Below are 19,297 nucleotides of genomic sequence, written 5' to 3' on the forward strand. Positions count from 1 at the left end.
AATCCATGACTGAATGAGCAGCGCGAAGAAAACGCTGAAATCCGAAAAACAGGAAAATAAGGCCAGCTTTATAAGCTGGCGTTTTGCGTTGCTCTGTGTGGGGATTCTGGCGGCTTTGGTCGGCCTGATATCCCGTATCGGATACCTGCAGGTTGTTAACCCCGGAAAACTGGTCAGGGAAGGGGATTTGCGCTCGTTACGTGTGCAGTCCATTCCGTCTTCCCGGGGAATGATAAGCGATCGCGCTGGCCGGCCTTTAGCCGTCAGTGTGCCGGTCAATGCCGTCTGGATAGACCCGAAAGTCGTGATTGAGAAAGGCGGGGTCACACCCGATAACCGCTGGAAAGCCCTTGCGGAAACCTTATCGATGACGACGGATCAGTTGTCTGCCCGTGTTACTGCTAATCCGAATAGCCGCTTTATCTATCTTGCCCGTCAGATAACCCCGTCCGTGGGTGAATACATTAAAAAGCTGAAACTGCCTGGTGTAAACCTGCGGGAAGAATCGCGCCGTTATTATCCGGCAGGGCAGGTAACGGCACACTTAATCGGTTTTACAAATATTGATGGCGTCGGAATTGAGGGCATCGAAAAGAGTTTCAATCGGTGGTTAACCGGTCAGCCGGGGGCTCGTACGGTCCGTAAAGATCGTCAGGGCCGTGTGATTGAGGGCATATCCTCTACGGATAGCCAGGCCGCACATAACCTGACGCTGAGTATTGATGAGCGATTACAAGCCCAGGTCTATCGTGAACTTAACAATGCCGTGGCTTTTAATAAAGCAGAATCCGGGTCTGCGGTGCTGGTGGATGTGAATACCGGCGAAGTGCTGGCGATGGCCAACAGCCCGGCGTATAACCCTAATAACCTGGGGAATACCTCCAAGGATGCGATGAGAAACCGGGCCATTACCGATATTTTTGAGCCCGGTTCTACGGTGAAGCCGATGGTGGTGATGACGGCTTTACAACGTGGTGTTGTGCGGGAAGGTAGCGTGATTAATACCGTACCTTACCGGGTTAATGGCCATGAAATCAAAGATGTTTCCCGTTATAACGAACTGACACTGACCGGGGTATTGCAGAAATCGAGTAACGTCGGTGTGTCCCGACTGGCGTTAGCGATGCCATCTTCGGCGCTGGTCGACACCTATTCCCGGTTTGGCCTCGGAAAACCGACCAATCTCGGGTTAGTCGGTGAAAGCAGTGGCATATATCCCAAAAAACAACGGTGGTCTGACATTGAACGGGCGACCTTCTCATTCGGTTACGGTTTGATGGTTACACCGCTACAGTTAGCCCGTGTTTACGCCACCATCGGCAGCTATGGCATCGCCAGGCCCCTTTCCATTACGAAAGTCGATCCTCCGGTCGCGGGTGAACGGGTCTTCCCGGAAGCCACTGTCAAAACGGTTCTCCATATGATGGAAAGTGTAGCTCTGCCTGGCGGCGGCGGGGTAAAAGCAGCCATTAAAGGCTACCGCATTGCCATTAAGACCGGCACCGCGAAGAAGGTCGGCCCTGACGGACGCTATATCAATAAATATATCGCTTACACCGCAGGTGTCGCGCCGGCAAGCCACCCACGTTTTGCGTTGGTGGTTGTTATCAATGATCCGCAGGCCGGTAAATATTACGGAGGTGCGGTATCTGCACCGGTATTCGGCGCCATTATGGGCGGCGTGCTACGCACGATGAATATCGAGCCGGATGCCTTACCTGCCAGTAACAAAAATGATTCAGTAACTAATAACAATGGGGATTCAAGTGACAGATCGTAACTTGCGTTACCTGCTGGCCCCCTGGGTGCCGGGTGCGCCGGAACGTCAGCTGAGGGAAATGACACTGGATAGCCGCGTTGCGGCATCCGGCGATCTGTTTGTGGCTGTCTCGGGGCATCAGGTTGATGGCCGCCAATATATTCCGCAGGCGATTGCCGGGGGCGTGGCGGCAGTGATTGCTGAGGCTGAAGGTGAAGCTGCCGATGGTGATATTAAAGAATTTCAGGGTGTGCCGGTTATCTATCTGAAGCAACTGTCGCAACGCCTTTCTGCGCTGGCCGGACGTTTCTATGGGCAGCCGGCAGAAAAGCAGAAGGTTATCGGTATTACCGGGACTAACGGTAAAACCACTACCAGTCAGTTGCTGGCGCAGTGGGCTAATCTGCTGGGAGAAACCGGCGCAGTCATGGGAACCGTCGGCAACGGTCTTTTCGGCCAACTGGTGCCCAGCGAAAATACCACCGGTTCAGCGGTAGATATTCAGCATGTACTGTCAGATCTGCAGGCCAAAGGGGCCACGCTGACGGCGATGGAAGTATCGTCTCATGGCCTGGTACAGCATCGTGTTGCCGCCATTCCCTTTGCCGCCGCAGTATTCACCAATCTGAGCCGTGACCATCTGGATTATCACGGCGATATGCAAAGCTATGAAGCTGCAAAATGGTCATTATTCTCCGAGCATCAGGTCGGGCAAGCCATTATTAATGCGGATGATGCGACCGGGCGTCTGTGGCTGAAAAAACTGACAGACGGAGTGGCTGTCAGTATGGAAGGCAATATTGCCGCTGAACATAGTGGCCGCGCTATCGAGGCCACCGGGATCGTCTATCTGGAAAAAGGCGCCAGGGTCACCTTCCGTTCTGACTGGGGGGAAGGGGAGTTCACCAGCCAGCTGATGGGCGCGTTCAATGTCAGCAACATGCTGATGGCAATGGCAACCTTGCTCTCACTGGGGTATCCGCTGGCGCGCCTGTGTGAAACGGCACAACAGCTGCAACCGGTCTGCGGACGTATGGAGGTTTTCCATACTGAAGGCCGCCCGGCAGTGGTGGTTGATTACGCACATACCCCGGATGCACTGGAAAAAGCGTTAACCGCTGCCCGTTTACACTGCCGTGGGAAACTGTGGTGCCTGTTTGGCTGTGGCGGTGACCGGGATAAAGGTAAACGTCCGCTGATGGGGGCAATCGCTGAAGAGCTGGCCGATCAGGTTGTGATCACTGACGATAATCCGCGTACCGAAGATCCCGCCGCCATCGTCAAAGATATTCTCAGTGGTCTGCTGGATCCGGGGAAAGCGATGGTGATCCCCGGCCGGGCCCGTGCCGTTGAACAGGCACTGTCACAGGCTGGCCCGGACGATATTGTATTAGTCGCCGGTAAAGGTCATGAAGATTATCAGATTATCGGGCAACGACGTTTTGATTACTCGGACAGAACGACTGTCGCGGGGCTGCTGGGGGTAATGGCATGATTTCGGTAAGTTTACAGCAACTGGCAGAGGTTACCGGCGGGCAGCTTTCCGGGGAACCGGCATTTGAATTTACTGCCGTCACCACAGATACCCGTAAAGTAACCCCGGGCTGCCTGTTTGTTGCACTGATCGGCGAGCGCTTTGATGCTCATGATTTTATTGCTGATGCGATAAACGCCGGTGCCGGTGCTTTACTGGTGAGTAAACCCCTGCCAACAAACATTCCGCAGGTCGTGGTTAAAGATACCCGCATTGCTTTCGGGGAACTGGCTGCCTGCGTTCGGCGACAGGTCCCTGCCCGGGTTGTGGCTCTGACCGGCTCTTCGGGTAAAACCTCTGTGAAAGAGATGACCGCCGCTATCCTGAAGCAATGCGGAAATACGCTCTATACCGCAGGTAACCTGAATAACGACATCGGTGTGCCGATGACGTTATTACGTCTGACCCGCGAGCATGAGTTTGCTGTCATCGAGCTGGGGGCAAACCACCAGGGTGAAATCGCGTATACCACGGCGATGGTCCGGCCTGAAGCGGCGCTGGTCAATAACCTGGCAGCGGCACACCTGGAAGGTTTTGGCTCCCTGGCCGGAGTGGCGAAAGCCAAAGGTGAAATTTTCGAAGGGCTCCCTGCGGGGGGCATCGCTATTCTGAACAATGACAGTAATGATCAGGCGAACTGGCAGCCTCGTCTGGCCGATAAAATCGTCTGGCGTTTCTCGCCGAATGCGGAAGCCGGTGTCGGCTTCTATGCCAGCCACGTTGTGATCCACGGCGGAGGGACCGCATTTACGTTGCATTCTCCGCAGGGAGAGGTGGACGTGACTCTGCCATTGCCTGGCCGCCACAATATTGCGAATGCCCTGGCGGCGGCGGCGCTGTCTCAGGCGGTCGGCGCACCACTCAGCGCTATCCGTCACGGACTCAGCACCCTGCAACCGGTCCCCGGGCGTCTCTATCCTGTCCGGCTGTCAGAGACACACCGCTTACTTGATGACAGCTATAACGCGAATGTGGGATCCATGACCGCAGCGGCACAAGTGCTGGGTGAAATGCCGGGCTACCGGATCATGGTGGTCGGAGATATGGGCGAACTGGGCGATGAAGCGGAACAATGCCATCGTGCGGTGGGTCAGGCCACCCGGGAAGCAGGGATCGATAAAGTATTAAGTACCGGTCATCTGAGCCGGTTTATCTCAGAAGAAAGCCCTGACGGGGAACATTTCACCACTAAACCGGCGCTGGTTGACCGGTTAAAGACATTATTATCTGAACATCAGGAAGTCACTATTTTGATTAAGGGTTCGCGAAGTGCAGCTATGGAAGAAGTGGTTCAGCAATTACAGGAGAAGGGCACATGTTAGTCTGGCTGGCTGAACATCTGGTTTCATTTTACTCCGGATTTAATATTTTTTCTTACCTGACATTTCGCGCGATTGTCAGTCTGCTGACATCGTTATTTATCAGCCTGTGGATGGGGCCTCGCCTGATCAGCTGGCTGCAAAAATTACAGATTGGCCAGGTTGTCCGTAACGACGGCCCTGAATCACACTTCAGTAAACGAGGAACCCCGACGATGGGGGGCCTGATGATCCTCGCCTCTATCACTATTTCGGTACTGATGTGGGCTTATCCGTCAAACCCGTATGTCTGGTGTGTGCTGTTCGTATTGATTGGCTACGGGATTGTCGGGTTTGTTGATGATTACCGCAAAGTTGTACGTAAAGATACCAAGGGCCTGATTGCCCGCTGGAAATACTTCTGGCAGTCCGTGATCGCACTGGCGGTTGCCTTTGCATTGTATGCGACAGGCAAAGGAACGCCGGCCACAGAACTGGTGGTGCCGTTCTTCAAAGATGTGATGCCTCAGCTGGGGCTGAGTTACCTGTTACTGACCTACTTTGTCATTGTGGGAACCAGTAATGCGGTGAATCTGACCGATGGCCTGGATGGTCTGGCGATTATGCCTACCGTGTTTGTGGCTGCCGGGTTCGGGCTGGTGGCCTGGGCGACCGGTAACGTTAATTTTGCCGAGTATCTGCATATTCCTTACCTGCGTTATGCCGGCGAACTGGTGATCGTTTGTACCGCTATTGTCGGGGCCGGACTGGGCTTTCTCTGGTTCAACACCTATCCGGCTCAGGTCTTTATGGGCGATGTGGGTTCCCTGGCCCTGGGCGGTGCGTTAGGAACCATTGCCGTGTTACTGCGTGAAGAGTTCCTGCTGGTGATCATGGGTGGTGTGTTTGTCGTAGAGACCTTGTCGGTCATTCTGCAGGTCGGGTCGTTCAAGTTACGCGGGCAGCGCATTTTCCGTATGGCGCCGATCCACCACCATTATGAACTGAAAGGCTGGCCGGAACCGCGTGTCATCGTACGCTTCTGGATTATCTCATTAATGCTGGTTCTGATCGGGCTGGCAACCCTTAAGGTACGTTAATTATGTCTGACTATCGGGGTAAAAAAGTCGTCATTATCGGGCTGGGGCTGACCGGCCTCTCCTGTGTTGATTTCTTTCTGGCGCGGGGGGTAACCCCGCGTGTCACAGATACCCGGATATCGCCGGCGGGACTCGAAAAACTCCCTGAAACGGTAGAACGTTTTCTGGGGGGGATTAATGAAGACTGGCTGCTGGACGCGGATTTAATCGTCGCAAGCCCGGGCATCGCACTTTCTCACCCGGCACTTTCCCGTGCTGAAGAGGCGGGCGTCGAGATTGTCGGGGACGTTGAACTGTTTTGTCGCGAGGCCCGGGCACCGATAGTGGCTATCACCGGGTCGAACGGTAAAAGCACCGTGACGATGATGGTCGGCGAAATGGCGAAAGCTGCAGGTTGTCATGTGGCCGTCGGCGGAAATATCGGCCTGCCGGTACTCTCACTGCTCAGTGAGACCATTGAGCTCTATGTGCTGGAATTATCAAGCTTTCAGTTGGAAACCACCCATAGCCTGAAAGCGGCAGCCGCGACGATCCTGAATGTCAGCGAAGACCATATGGATCGGTATCCGCTGGGAATGCAGCAATACCGTGCCGCCAAATTACGTATTTACGAACATGCAACGACCTGTGTCGTCAACGCTGATGACGGATTAACGATGCCGGTGCGCGGCGTCGATAGCCGGTGTATCAGTTTCGGTGTGAATGTCGGTGATTATCACCTGAATACTCAGCAGGGGAGTACCTGGTTACGGGTGAAAGGGGAGAAAGTGCTGGATACCGGGGAAATGAAACTGACCGGGCAGCATAACTACACCAATGCCCTGGCCGCCCTGGCACTGGCCGATGCCGCCGGATTACCACGAGCGACCAGCCTGAAAGCGCTGACCACCTTCACAGGGCTTAGCCACCGGTATTGTCTTGCTCACCGGAGTCATGGAGTCGACTGGATTAATGATTCGAAAGCGACCAATGTGGGGAGCACGGAGGCAGCGCTGAAAGGGCTGATCGTGAAAGGTCAGTTGTGGTTGCTGCTGGGCGGTGACGGTAAATCGGCAGACTTTACACCGTTGTTACCGTACCTGCAGAGAGATAACCTGAAAATTTACTGCTTTGGTCGTGATGGCGATGAGCTGGCGGCGCTGCGTCCGGAGGTTTCCGTGCGTACCGATACCCTGCAGCAGGCAATGGCAGCGATTGCTCCACAGACTGCGCCCGGTGATCTGGTCTTATTATCCCCGGCTTGTGCCAGCCTCGATCAGTTTAAAAATTTTGAGCAACGGGGCGATGAATTTACCCGTCTTGCTAAGGAGTTAGGTTAATGCGTATCCCGGGCCTGAGATACCCTGTCGCACTGATACTTGCCATCTCCGGTCGCCTGAGGGACTGGGTGATGGGGGCGAAAGAAAGCGATGATACAGCCATTATTCTGTATGACCGTACGTTGTTATGGCTAACGTTTGGCTTAGCCATCGTCGGCTTTGTGATGGTGACCTCTGCGTCGGTACCGGTCGGGCAGAGAATGGATGATGATCCGTTCTATTTTGCGAAACGTGATGCGTTCTACCTGGGGCTGGGGTTTGCCATATCCCTGGTCACGCTGCGCTTACCGATGTCGTTCTGGCAGAAGTACAGTAACGTAATGCTGCTGATTTCTATCGTCATGCTGCTGGTCGTGCTGGTGGTTGGGAGCTCGGTCAACGGTGCTTCCCGCTGGATAGCCCTGGGCCCGTTGCGTATTCAGCCGGCAGAATTTTCTAAATTATCCCTGTTTTGTTATCTCGCCAGTTATCTGGTGCGAAAGGTAGACGAGGTCCGGAGTAACTTCTGGGGATTCTGTAAACCGATGGGGGTCATGGTGGTGCTCGCGGTCCTGCTGCTGGCGCAGCCTGACCTGGGGACGGTGATCGTATTGTTTGTAACAACGCTGGCGATGTTGTTTCTGGCGGGGGCTAAACTCTGGCAGTTCCTCGCGATCATCGGGTCGGGACTTTTTGCTGTGGTACTGCTGATCCTTGCAGAACCCTATCGTATGCGCCGCGTGACTTCTTTCTGGAATCCCTGGGCGGATCCTTTCGGCAGTGGCTACCAGCTGACGCAGTCTCTGATGGCCTTTGGGCGTGGTGAGTTCTGGGGACAGGGGTTGGGAAACTCGGTTCAGAAGCTGGAATATCTGCCTGAAGCCCATACCGACTTTATTTTCTCTATTATCGGCGAAGAACTCGGCTTTTTCGGTGTGTCACTCGCACTTTTGATGGTATTCTTCGTCGCTTTTCGGGCGATGTCGATTGGCCGCAGAGCATTGGAACTGGATCAGCGTTTTTCCGGTTTTCTGGCCTGTGCTATCGGGGTCTGGTTCAGTTTCCAGGCGTTGGTGAACGTAGGTGCCGCCGCGGGGATGCTCCCGACCAAAGGTCTGACCCTGCCGTTAATCAGTTACGGTGGTTCCAGCCTGATTATTATGTCGACAGCTATCGTGCTGTTATTACGAATAGATTATGAAACACGCCTGACAAAAGCGCAGGCGTTTACCCGGGGTAGCCGATGAGCGGCAAGCGATTAATGGTCATGGCCGGGGGCACCGGCGGACATGTTTTTCCGGGCCTTGCAGTGGCCCATCACCTGATGGCTCAGGGCTGGCAGGTTCGCTGGCTGGGGACCGCTGACCGTATGGAAGCGGACCTGGTCCCGAAGCATGGTATCGATATTGATTTTATCCGCATCAGCGGATTACGGGGTAAAGGCATAAAAGCTCAGTTGCTGGCTCCCTGGCGTATCTTTACGGCATGGCGTCAGGCCAGAGCGATTATGAAGCGCTGGAAACCGGATGTGGTGCTGGGTATGGGCGGCTATGTTTCCGGCCCCGGCGGACTGGCGGCGTGGAGTTGCGGTATTCCTGTGGTACTGCATGAGCAGAACGGGATCGCCGGTCTGACAAATAAAGGGTTGTCCCGGATTGCGCGTAAAGTGTTACAGGCTTTCCCGGGCGCTTTTGCGAACGCCGATGTTGTCGGAAATCCGGTTCGTACGGATGTACTGGCATTACCGGCTCCTGAACAACGTTTTGCCGGGCGTGAAGGGCCGATTCGGGTGCTGGTCGTCGGGGGCAGTCAGGGGGCCAGAGTGTTAAACCAGACGATGCCTTACGTGGCTGAAAAATGTGGTGACCGTATCACCCTCTGGCACCAGACCGGAAAAGGTGCGCTGGAGGCTGTTGAAGCGGAGTATGCCAGTGTCGGGCAGACCGGCCACCGCATCAATGAGTTTATTGATGATATGGCGCAAGCGTATGCCTGGGCTGATGTGGTGGTTTGCCGTTCCGGTGCATTAACGGTCAGTGAAGTCGCTGCCGCCGGACTGGCGGCGATTTTTGTGCCTTTTCAGCACAAAGATCGGCAGCAGTACTGGAATGCACTGCCGCTGGAAAATGCCGGGGCGGCCAGAATTTTTGAACAACCCGCCTTTACGGCTTCTGTCATCGCAGAAACCTTAAATGGCTGGGACCGTCAGCAATTGCTGACGATGGCATTAAAAGCCCGCGCAGTCGCCGTTCCGGACGCGACTGAACGCGTAGCAAATGAAGTGGCGAAAGTCGTTAAATGAATATAGCTCCGGGTGAGCGGCTTTTTCCGGGCAGAATGTCCCGGGGAAAGTATGAACAGGTAGTGTAACGAGATGAATACTCAACAATTAGCAAAACTGCGCTCTGTTGTGCCTGAAATGCGTCGGGTCAGGCATATCCATTTTGTCGGCATTGGTGGTGCAGGGATGGGCGGTATTGCTGAAGTGTTGGCGAATGAAGGGTATCAGATCAGTGGTTCTGATCTGGCACCGAACCCGGTCACTCAGCATCTGAGTGCGCTGGGGGCTATCATTTATTTTAACCACCGGCCAGAGAACGTGATTGATGCCAGTGTGGTTGTGGTTTCCAGTGCCATCTCTGCGGATAACCCGGAATTGATCGCCGCCCGTGAGGCCAGGATCCCGGTGATCCGTCGGGCAGAAATGCTGGCGGAACTGATGCGTTTCCGCCACGGGATTGCGATTGCAGGCACGCACGGTAAAACGACGACCACCGCGATGGTGTCCAGCATTTATGCAGAAGGCGGGTTAGACCCGACTTTCGTTAATGGCGGACTGGTTAAAGCCGCCGGAACGCACGCCCGTCTGGGAAGCAGTCGTTACCTGATTGCCGAAGCAGATGAGAGTGATGCATCGTTTTTGCATCTGCAGCCGATGGTTGCAGTGGTGACAAATATTGAAGCTGATCACATGGATACGTATCAGGGAAATTTTGACAACCTGAAACAGACCTTTGTGAATTTTTTACATAATCTTCCGTTTTATGGCCGCGCCGTATTATGTGTCGACGACCCTGTTATCCGTGAGCTTATTCCGCAGGTTGGTCGTCAGATAACGACTTATGGTTTCAGTGACGATGCCGATATCAGAATTGAAGATTACCGGCAAAAAGGTGCTCAGGGGCATTTTACCCTGGTCCATCATGATAAGCCGGTCATGGAAGTCACTCTGAATGCACCGGGGCGCCATAATGCGCTGAATGCCGCCGCGGCGGTGGCTGTGGCGACAGAAGAAGGGATCGAAGATAGCGATATCCTTACCGCGCTGGAAAATTTCCAGGGGACAGGACGCCGCTTTGATCTGCTGGGTGAATACCCCACCGAACCTGTGAATGGTCAGCCAGGAACGGCGATGCTGGTGGATGATTATGGTCACCATCCGACAGAAGTGGATGCCACTATAAAAGCAGCCCGTGCCGGCTGGCCGGATAAAAAGCTGGTGATGATTTTTCAGCCTCACCGTTATACGCGCACCCGTGATTTGTTCGATGATTTTGCGAACGTGCTTTCTCAGGTGGATGTCCTGCTGATGCTGGAAGTCTATTCTGCGGGAGAAGCTCCGATAGCCGGGGCAGATAGCCGGGCACTTTGCCGCTCAGTCAGAAGCCGCGGGAAAGTTGAACCGATATTGGTCTCTGATAATGAGATGCTGGCCGATGCGCTGGCACCGGCACTGAGCGGAAACGATCTTGTCCTGGCGCAGGGCGCCGGCACGGTGGGGCGAATTGCGCGGACTCTGGCTGACCGGAAACTGCAGCCGGTGACGCGGACAGAAGAACTGCCTGGCTGATAAAAGACGACCGGGAAAGCCTTGGTTTACAGCACCGGGGAGAGGACGTTACATTCTGCGGACTTATGGCGAAATGGTCATCGCCCGGAAAGCGTTTTCAGCGCCGTGTTTTCAAGGGGATAGTGATATCTTCGTAATGAACGGACAGAATGACACGGAATATGTTGCCGATGCAGAAGATGAAAAATCACTGCGTTCGGCGCGTATTAAGGTTAAAAATGAATTTTGCGACTACAATGCTAAGTATCTTGCTGATGAGACACAGTATTTCTTCCTCTCAGACGTTAAAAAATGAGCACAGTGCGCGCAGAATCAAACTGTCCTGCAGAGGTTAAAGGATCACAGAAGGGAGGTATCGATGTGCAATGGGTTGATAAGCATTATTTTCAGCCATTCTTCGTCGGTTTCTCGTCAGAGACGGTTCGCCGGAATCCGGGTACTTTAACAGTAAGGCAGGCGGCTATGAATTTTTCGGAATTATTGAGCAATAGGCTGGAGTTAACAAACTGATATGTCTCAGGCGGCTTTAAATACGCGGAACCGGGAGCCCCAGGGGCACCAGGGATCCGGACGGAGTCCCGGACGGAGTAATGGTACGCGCCTGTTCGGATTGATCTTTTTGTTACTGGTCATTGGTACTATGGTGTTGGGGAGTGTCATGGTCCTGAAATGGATGGATGATGCCTCCCGCTTACCGTTATCGAAACTGGTGGTCACAGGACAAACGCGCTATACCACCCACGATGATATCCGGCAGGCGATTTTATCACTCGGGCCTCCCGGAACGTTTATGTCACAGAATGTGGATGTGATACAGCAGCAGATTGAACGACTTCCCTGGATTAAGCAGGTAAGTGTCCGGAAACAATGGCCGGATGAATTAAAGATTCATCTGGTTGAATATGTGCCGGTTGCACGGTGGAATGATCAGAATGTCGTTGATGCTGACGGTGTCTCTTTCCGGTTGCCTTTAAGTCTCCCGGTTCAGCAGACTATGCCAATGCTTTACGGACCGGAAGGCAGCGAAAAAGAGGTGATGGCCGGTTTTTATCAGATGAGTGATGCCTTAAAGCCTTCGAAAATTACGCTAAAGGCGGCTTCGATGACAGCAAGGCGGTCATGGCAGTTGGTCACCAGCGATGACATGAAAATTGAGTTGGGGCGTGATGACACAATGAAACGTCTGCAGCGTTTTATTGACCTCTATCCGGTTCTGCTTCGTCAGGCGCAGACAGATAATAAACGGATAGGTTATGTAGATTTACGTTATGACTCCGGTGCGGCTGTGGGATGGCTTGCCGCCCCCGTCGACCCTAAGAACAGTAACCAGCAACAAAAGCAGGCACAGGCTAAACAATGATCAAGTCAACGGACAGAAAACTTGTAGTAGGACTAGAAATCGGCACCGCTAAGGTTGCTGCCCTTGTAGGGGAGATTCTGCCCGATGGTATGGTCAACATTATCGGCGTCGGTAGTTGTCCTTCCCGCGGTATGGATAAAGGCGGCGTTAATGACCTGGAATCGGTGGTCAAATGTGTACAGCGCGCGATTGATCAGGCTGAATTAATGGCCGATTGTCAGATTTCTTCTGTATATCTGGCGCTTTCTGGTAAACATATAAGTTGTCAGAACGAAATCGGGATGGTTCCGATTTCCGAAGAAGAAGTAACCCAGGATGATGTAGAAAATGTCGTGCATACAGCGAAATCTGTGCGTGTTCGTGATGAGCACCGTATTCTGCATGTGATCCCTCAGGAATATGCCATTGATTATCAGGAAGGTATCAAGAACCCTGTCGGTTTATCCGGGGTCAGGATGCATGCCAAGGTCCACCTGATCACCTGCCATAATGATATGGCAAAGAATATCGTGAAGGCCGTTGAGCGATGTGGCCTGAAAGTGGATCAGCTGATTTTTGCCGGGCTGGCATCCAGTTATGCCGTGTTAACTGAAGACGAACGCGAATTAGGCGTCTGTGTGGTTGATATCGGTGGTGGTACAATGGATATGGCAGTGTATACCGGGGGCGCATTACGGCACACGAAAGTGATCCCTTACGCGGGTAATGTGGTGACCAGTGATATCGCTTATGCCTTCGGAACACCACCGACCGATGCGGAAGCCATTAAAGTCCGTCACGGGTGTGCATTAGGCTCGATTGTCGGTAAAGACGAAAATGTCGAAGTGCCAAGTGTGGGCGGACGACCGCCACGCAGTCTGCAACGTCAGACCCTGGCTGAAGTCATCGAACCGCGTTATACCGAATTACTGAACCTGGTGAATGATGAAATTCTGGAATTACAGGAACAACTCCGTCAGCAGGGTGTAAAACATCATCTGGCCGCGGGTATCGTGTTAACCGGTGGGGCAGGGCAGATTGAAGGGTTAGCCGCGTGCGCTCAGAAAGTGTTCCATACCCAGGTCCGAATCGGACAGCCGTTAAATATTACCGGCCTGACCGATTATGCTCAGGAACCTTATTATTCGACGGCTGTAGGGTTGTTGCACTATGGCAAAGAATCACACCTGGGTGGCGAAGGCGATAGCGAAACAAGAGCATCAGTAGGCGGTTGGTTTAAACGAATTAACAGCTGGCTGAAAAAAGAGTTTTAATTTTTTACTAAAAGGAGGCCATGCTGTTAGCATTTATGGTCTCCAGGCGACAGGCACATAACGGAGAGAAATCATGTTTGAACCTATGGAATTAACCAATGATGCGGTGATAAAAGTCATCGGCGTTGGTGGCGGCGGCGGTAACGCCGTAGAACACATGGTACGCGAACGTATCGAAGGTGTTGAATTCTTTGCAGTGAATACCGATGCTCAGGCACTGCGTAAAACCGCAGTGGGTCAGACAATTCAGATTGGTAATGACATTACTAAAGGTCTGGGAGCCGGTGCGAACCCGGAAGTCGGACGTAACTCAGCAGAAGAAGACCGTGAAGCTCTGCGCGCAGCGCTGGATGGTGCGGATATGGTCTTTATTGCCGCAGGTATGGGTGGCGGTACCGGTACCGGTGCTGCGCCGGTTGTGGCTGAAGTCGCGAAGGACCTGGGGATCCTGACCGTTGCTGTGGTAACTAAACCCTTTAACTTTGAAGGCAAAAAGCGTATGGCTTTTGCCGAGCAAGGTATTGCTGAGCTTTCCAAGCATGTCGATTCACTGATCACTATCCCGAATGACAAGCTGCTGAAAGTTCTGGGCCGTGGTATTTCATTATTGGATGCTTTCGGTGCAGCCAATGATGTACTGAAAGGTGCGGTACAAGGTATCGCTGAGCTGATCACCCGTCCGGGCCTGATGAATGTCGACTTCGCGGATGTGCGCACAGTGATGTCTGAAATGGGCTATGCGATGATGGGCTCCGGTGTTGCCTGTGGTGAAGACCGTGCTGAAGAAGCGGCTGAAATGGCTATTTCCAGCCCGTTACTGGAAGATATCGATCTCTCCGGTGCCCGTGGTGTGCTGGTCAACATTACTGCTGGCTTCGATCTGCGTCTGGACGAGTTTGAAACCGTGGGTAATACCATCCGTGCATTTGCCTCCGACAATGCAACCGTCGTTATCGGTACCTCTCTGGATCCGGAAATGAACGACGAACTGCGCGTGACTGTCGTTGCTACCGGTATTGGTATGGATAAGCGTCCTGAAATCACCCTGGTCACGAATAAAACAACCAGCCAGCCAGTGATGGATCACCGTTATCAGCAGCATGGTCTGACTCCGTTACCTCAGGAACAGAAACCTGCCGCGAAAGTTGTGAATGATCCTGCCGGTCAGGCGAATAAAGAACCTGATTATCTGGATATTCCTGCGTTCCTGCGTAAGCAAGCGGACTAAGAATATACCGATATTTGGTCTGGTTCGCTCTTTGTGCTAAACTGGCGGTCAGTCAGTCATGTATAGTGACGAACGAAGAGTAATATTGCGAGATTAATACGATGATCAAACAAAGGACACTAAAACGTATTGTTCAGGCGACAGGTATCGGTTTACATACCGGTAAAAAAGTCAGCCTGACACTGCGCCCTGCGCCAGCCAATACTGGGGTCATCTATCGTCGCACTGACTTGAATCCACCGGTAGATTTCCCGGCTGATGCAAAATACGTGCGCGATACCATGCTCAGTACTTGCCTGGTAAACGACGAAGGCGTGCGTATTTCAACGGTTGAGCACCTTAACTCAGCCCTGGCCGGTTTAGGTATCGACAACATTATTGTTGAAGTCGATGCGCCTGAAATCCCGATTATGGATGGTAGTGCTGCGCCTTTCGTTTATCTGCTGCTGGATGCAGGGATCGACGAGCTGAACAGCGCTAAGAAATTCGTTCGAATTAAAGAAACCGTACGTGTTGAAGAGGGTGATAAGTGGGCAGAGTTGACGCCTTATAATGGTTTTTCTCTCGACTTTACCATCGACTTCAAGCATCCGGCGATCGATTCAAGCTCACAGCGTTATCAGCTGAACTTCTCAGCAGATGCGTTTGTTCGCCAGATCAGTCGTGCGCGTACCTTCGGTTTTATGCGTGAAATTGAGTATTTACAGTCTCGTGGCCTGTGCCTGGGCGGTAGTCTTGACTGTGCCATCGGCTTAGATGATTTCCGTGTATTAAACGAGGAAGGCCTGCGTTTTGACGATGAGTTTGTTCGTCACAAAATGCTGGATGCTATCGGTGATTTGTTTATGTGTGGTCACAATGTTATCGGTGCGTTCAGTGCCTTTAAATCAGGGCATGCATTGAATAACAAATTGCTGCAAGCCGTACTGGCTAAACAGGAAGCCTGGGAATGGGCAACCTTTGAAGATGATGCTGAACTGCCACAGGCATTCAAAGCACCGAATCTGGTACTGGCATAAAATTGCTTAATGCAGCAGGTGTTACTGATACTCTCTCCGGTCAGTAACCCTGCTGTTTTTTTATGCTCCTCGTGCTCTGTCTAAAAATCCCCCAAAAACACCGAATTTATTCACTGCTTCCTTATTCTCTGATGTTGAAATCCGGCATTAGTGATACTATCTCACTCATACTATATTGGCGTATCCGGCCAGCGGACGCAGGGATTGCTGAGAGTCTCCCGGAACGCATACATCAGTTTTCAATGGATAGAATGTGATCGGAATTTTTTCGCGTTGGCGACAACTTGGCAGACGGTACTTCTGGCCGCATCTCCTTTTGGGGATGGTCGCGGCCAGTCTGGGCTTGCCTGTCGCTAATGCGCAACCCCCGGAGTCTGGTTCTGTCTCCGGTAAATCGGCCAATACCCTCTTTGTCGGTAATGCGGTTCGCTTTGAAAATCTTATCCGCTTGCGTGATACGGCCCGCAGGCCGGGGCTGAGTGCTGATTACTGGCATCAGCATGCTATCAGGGTGGTGATCCGCCATCTCTCATTCTCCTTACCGCAACTGCAAGCGCAGGTTCAGCATCCGCTTCTTCCTCTGACGGCACAGAAAATTGCTGTTTTACAGTCACTGCATGCCTTGCTGACGACACATAACCCTGTCTGCCCGCATCCCCCGGTCGGGAGTGCATTATCTTCCGTTCAGCAACCCGGCTTTAACAGTGGCTTGTGGCTTTCCGGGGTTCAGGGTATCCGGGCCGGGCCCGTGCTCTCTGAGATCTGATAGTCCAGGACGTAAACCCACCCCGAATTTTGCAGCCAGTGAGCTGAACTGAGATTATAAAAACTATGGTCATGAAATTATTAACTAAAATTTTTGGCAGCAGCAATGATCGTACCTTACGTCGTATGCGTAAGACGGTTGATATTATTAATAAAATGGAACCGGAATTTACGGCGCTGACCGATGAACAACTGAAAGCGAAAACCGTCGAATTCCGTGCCCGTCTGGAAAAAGGTGAAACATTAGAAAGCCTAATCCCGGAAGCCTTCGCCACGGTACGTGAAGCCAGTCGCCGTATCTTCAATATGCGCCACTTTGACGTTCAGTTGATGGGCGGTATGGTGCTGAATGAGCGCTGCATCGCAGAGATGCGTACCGGTGAAGGTAAAACGCTGACCGCAACATTACCGGCCTATCTGAACGCGCTGAGTGGCAAAGGTGTACACGTCGTTACCGTCAACGATTACCTGGCGCAGCGTGATGCCGAAAATAACCGCCCGTTGTTTGAGTTCCTGGGCCTGACTGTCGGTATCAACCTGCCAGGGATGCCGGCACCGGCTAAGCGTGAAGCTTACAATGCTGATATCACCTACGGTACTAATAACGAATACGGCTTTGACTATCTGCGCGATAACATGGCTTTCAGCCCGGAAGAGCGTGTGCAGCGTAAACTGAACTATGCGCTGGTAGATGAAGTCGACTCCATCCTGATCGATGAAGCCCGTACTCCTCTGATAATCTCAGGTCCGGCGGAAGACAGCTCTGAGCTTTATATTAAAGTTAATAAGGTTATTCCTCATCTGGTTCGTCAGGACAAAGAAGATTCTGATACGTTCCAGGGGGAAGGTGATTTCTCGGTGGACGAAAAGTCTCGCCAGGTTCACCTCACCGAACGCGGTCTGGTAAAAATTGAACAACTGCTGGTCAGCCAGGGCATTATGGAAGAAGGCGAGTCCCTCTATTCTCCGGCGAATATCATGCTGATGCACCACGTCACAGCAGCTTTGCGTGCTCATGCCCTGTTCACCCGTGATGTTGATTACATCGTCAAAGATGGCGAAGTTGTTATTGTCGATGAGCATACCGGTCGTACCATGCAGGGACGTCGCTGGTCAGATGGCCTCCATCAGGCAGTAGAAGCGAAAGAAGGTGTTGAAATCCAGAATGAGAACCAGACGCTGGCATCGATCACCTTCCAGAACTATTTCCGCTTATATGACAAACTGGCGGGGATGACCGGTACTGCGGATACTGAAGCCTTTGAGTTCAGCTCTATTTACAAGCTGGATACCATTGTGCTGCCGACTAACCGTCCGATGGTCCGTAAGGATATGCCGGATCTGGTGTATATGACCGAGCAGGAAAAGATTGCGGCTATTATCGAAGACATCCGTGAACGTACTGCCAATGGTCAGCCTATTCTGGTCGGGACCATTTCTATCGAAAAATCTGAAGTTGTCTCTCATGAGCTGACAAAAGCCGGTATCAAACACAATGTTCTGAATGCTAAATTCCATGCCAGCGAAGCAGATATTATCGCACAGGCAGGGCAGCCGGGTGCGGTCACCATAGCGACCAACATGGCGGGGCGCGGTACCGATATCATGCTGGGCGGTAGCTGGCATGCGGAAGTTGAAGCGAGAGAAAATCCGACGCAGGAAGAGATCGAGGCTATCAAAGCCGAATGGCAGAAACGTCATGATGCGGTTCTGGAATCCGGCGGTCTGCACATTATCGGTACTGAACGACATGAATCCCGTCGTATCGATAACCAGTTACGTGGTCGTGCCGGTCGTCAGGGGGATAAAGGGTCTTCACGCTTCTACCTGTCAATGGAAGATGCCCTGATGCGTATTTTCGCTTCTGACCGTGTCTCTGGCATGATGCGGAAACTGGGTATGAAGCCAGGTGAAGCCATTGAGCACCCGTGGGTGACTAAAGCGATTGCGAATGCACAGCGTAAAGTGGAAAGCCGTAACTTCGATATCCGTAAGCAGTTGCTGGAATATGATGATGTTGCCAGTGATCAGCGTCGGGCGATCTACACTCAGCGTAACGAGTTGCTGGATGTTTCCGATGTGAGCGAGACCATCAACGGTATTCGCGGTGATGTGCTGACCGCCATTATCGATAACTATATTCCGCGGCAATCTCTGGAAGAAATGTGGGATGTTCCGGGGCTGGAAGAGCGTTTACGTACTGACTTCGACCTTAGCCTGCCGATTGCTGAATGGCTGGATAAAGAACCTGAACTTCATGAAGAAACACTGCGCGAACGTATTATGGAACGTGCCGATGAAAGCTATAAAGAGAAAGAGGCTGTCGTCGGTGCTGAAATGATGCGTAACTTCGAAAAAGGTGTGATGTTACAGACTCTGGATACCTTGTGGAAAGAGCACCTGGCGTCGATGGATTACCTTCGTCAGGGCATCCACTTACGCGGTTATGCACAGAAAGATCCTAAGCAGGAATACAAACGTGAGTCTTTCGCCATGTTCTCTGCGATGCTGGAGTCACTGAAATATGAAGTGGTCAGCACCTTGAGCAAAGTTCAGGTAAGTATGCCTGAGGAAGTTGAAGCCATGGAGCAGCAGCGCCGTGAAGAAGCCGAGCGTCTGGCGGCTCAGCAACAACTTAGCCACGTCGATTCAGAAACTGAAGCCGCTGCCGAGCTGGCCGCGCAGGGAGGGGAACGTAAAGTCGGACGTAATGACCCTTGCCCGTGTGGTTCCGGTAAAAAATACAAACAGTGTCACGGGCGTATTGCATAATCTCCCGTCCCTGGCCTCTGGCCAGGGTTCTGTATGATTGTCTCAGGTCCATGGTGACATG

The 19,297-nt window shown here is 52.6% G+C and carries 15 protein-coding genes; all 15 read left to right on the forward strand.

Translation table 11 applies throughout. The annotated features are described in order from the left end of the window. Positions 1 to 13: 13 nt before the first annotated feature. The 15 genes from CG67_RS01565 to secA all read left to right on the forward strand — a co-directional run bounded on the left by CG67_RS01565 (position 14) and on the right by secA (position 19,236). Positions 14 to 1,780, forward strand: a complete 1,767-nt coding sequence (locus CG67_RS01565) for a peptidoglycan glycosyltransferase FtsI (RefSeq protein ID WP_025901228.1) — start codon at positions 14 to 16, stop codon at positions 1,778 to 1,780. After that, a complete protein-coding gene (murE, locus tag CG67_RS01570) occupies positions 1,767 to 3,254 on the forward strand; it encodes a UDP-N-acetylmuramoyl-L-alanyl-D-glutamate--2,6-diaminopimelate ligase (RefSeq protein ID WP_025901229.1) in 1,488 nt (495 codons plus the stop codon). Before CG67_RS01565 ends, murE begins: the two co-directional genes overlap by 14 nt. Continuing rightward, positions 3,251 to 4,615 carry a UDP-N-acetylmuramoyl-tripeptide--D-alanyl-D-alanine ligase gene (gene murF, locus CG67_RS01575; RefSeq protein WP_025901230.1) on the forward strand — a complete coding sequence of 455 codons (1,365 nt, stop codon included), beginning with the start codon at positions 3,251 to 3,253 and terminating at the stop codon, positions 4,613 to 4,615. The genes murE and murF overlap by 4 nt, the downstream gene beginning before the upstream one ends. Beyond that, complete coding sequence (gene mraY, locus CG67_RS01580) at positions 4,609 to 5,691, forward strand: phospho-N-acetylmuramoyl-pentapeptide-transferase (RefSeq protein ID WP_025901231.1); 1,083 nt, start codon at positions 4,609 to 4,611, stop codon at positions 5,689 to 5,691. The genes murF and mraY overlap by 7 nt, the downstream gene beginning before the upstream one ends. A 2-nt stretch (positions 5,692 to 5,693) precedes the next feature. Further along, positions 5,694 to 7,010 carry a UDP-N-acetylmuramoyl-L-alanine--D-glutamate ligase gene (gene murD, locus CG67_RS01585; RefSeq protein WP_025901232.1) on the forward strand — a complete coding sequence of 439 codons (1,317 nt, stop codon included), beginning with the start codon at positions 5,694 to 5,696 and terminating at the stop codon, positions 7,008 to 7,010. After that, on the forward strand, positions 7,010 to 8,236 hold the full coding sequence (gene ftsW, locus CG67_RS01590) for a cell division protein FtsW (RefSeq protein WP_025901233.1): 1,227 nt from the start codon (positions 7,010 to 7,012) through the stop codon (positions 8,234 to 8,236). Before murD ends, ftsW begins: the two co-directional genes overlap by 1 nt. Continuing rightward, the gene (murG, locus tag CG67_RS01595) at positions 8,233 to 9,291 is read left to right on the forward strand and encodes an undecaprenyldiphospho-muramoylpentapeptide beta-N-acetylglucosaminyltransferase (protein WP_025901234.1); all 1,059 of its coding nucleotides are present in this window, start codon (positions 8,233 to 8,235) and stop codon (positions 9,289 to 9,291) included. Before ftsW ends, murG begins: the two co-directional genes overlap by 4 nt. A 72-nt stretch (positions 9,292 to 9,363) precedes the next feature. Beyond that, positions 9,364 to 10,839: a UDP-N-acetylmuramate--L-alanine ligase gene (gene murC, locus CG67_RS01600; RefSeq protein ID WP_025901235.1), complete on the forward strand. Its 1,476-nt coding sequence runs from the start codon at positions 9,364 to 9,366 to the stop codon at positions 10,837 to 10,839. A 73-nt stretch (positions 10,840 to 10,912) separates the two neighbouring features. Next, the gene (locus CG67_RS01605; RefSeq protein ID WP_025901236.1) at positions 10,913 to 11,134 is read left to right on the forward strand and encodes a hypothetical protein; all 222 of its coding nucleotides are present in this window, start codon (positions 10,913 to 10,915) and stop codon (positions 11,132 to 11,134) included. Between the two features lie 216 nt (positions 11,135 to 11,350). After that, positions 11,351 to 12,199 carry a cell division protein FtsQ gene (gene ftsQ, locus CG67_RS01615; RefSeq protein WP_025901237.1) on the forward strand — a complete coding sequence of 283 codons (849 nt, stop codon included), beginning with the start codon at positions 11,351 to 11,353 and terminating at the stop codon, positions 12,197 to 12,199. Then, positions 12,196 to 13,452 (forward strand): cell division protein FtsA, encoded by a 1,257-nt coding sequence (gene ftsA, locus CG67_RS01620; protein ID WP_025901238.1) that lies wholly within the window; start codon positions 12,196 to 12,198, stop codon positions 13,450 to 13,452. Before ftsQ ends, ftsA begins: the two co-directional genes overlap by 4 nt. 73 nt (positions 13,453 to 13,525) lie before the next feature. Further along, positions 13,526 to 14,680 (forward strand): cell division protein FtsZ, encoded by a 1,155-nt coding sequence (ftsZ, locus tag CG67_RS01625; protein WP_025901239.1) that lies wholly within the window; start codon positions 13,526 to 13,528, stop codon positions 14,678 to 14,680. Positions 14,681 to 14,781: 101 nt separating this feature from the next. After that, positions 14,782 to 15,699, forward strand: coding sequence for a UDP-3-O-acyl-N-acetylglucosamine deacetylase (gene lpxC, locus CG67_RS01630; RefSeq protein ID WP_025901240.1), 918 nt, complete (start codon positions 14,782 to 14,784; stop codon positions 15,697 to 15,699). 253 nt (positions 15,700 to 15,952) lie between these two features. After that, positions 15,953 to 16,465: a secA translation cis-regulator SecM gene (secM, locus tag CG67_RS01635; protein ID WP_025901241.1), complete on the forward strand. Its 513-nt coding sequence runs from the start codon at positions 15,953 to 15,955 to the stop codon at positions 16,463 to 16,465. A gap of 65 nt (positions 16,466 to 16,530) precedes the next feature. Continuing rightward, positions 16,531 to 19,236, forward strand: coding sequence for a preprotein translocase subunit SecA (gene secA / locus CG67_RS01640; protein ID WP_025901242.1), 2,706 nt, complete (start codon positions 16,531 to 16,533; stop codon positions 19,234 to 19,236). Positions 19,237 to 19,297: the final 61 nt, after the last annotated feature.

It is taken from the genome of Tatumella sp. UCD-D_suzukii (genome assembly GCF_000611875.2).
GTDB lineage: Bacteria > Pseudomonadota > Gammaproteobacteria > Enterobacterales > Enterobacteriaceae > Tatumella > Tatumella ptyseos.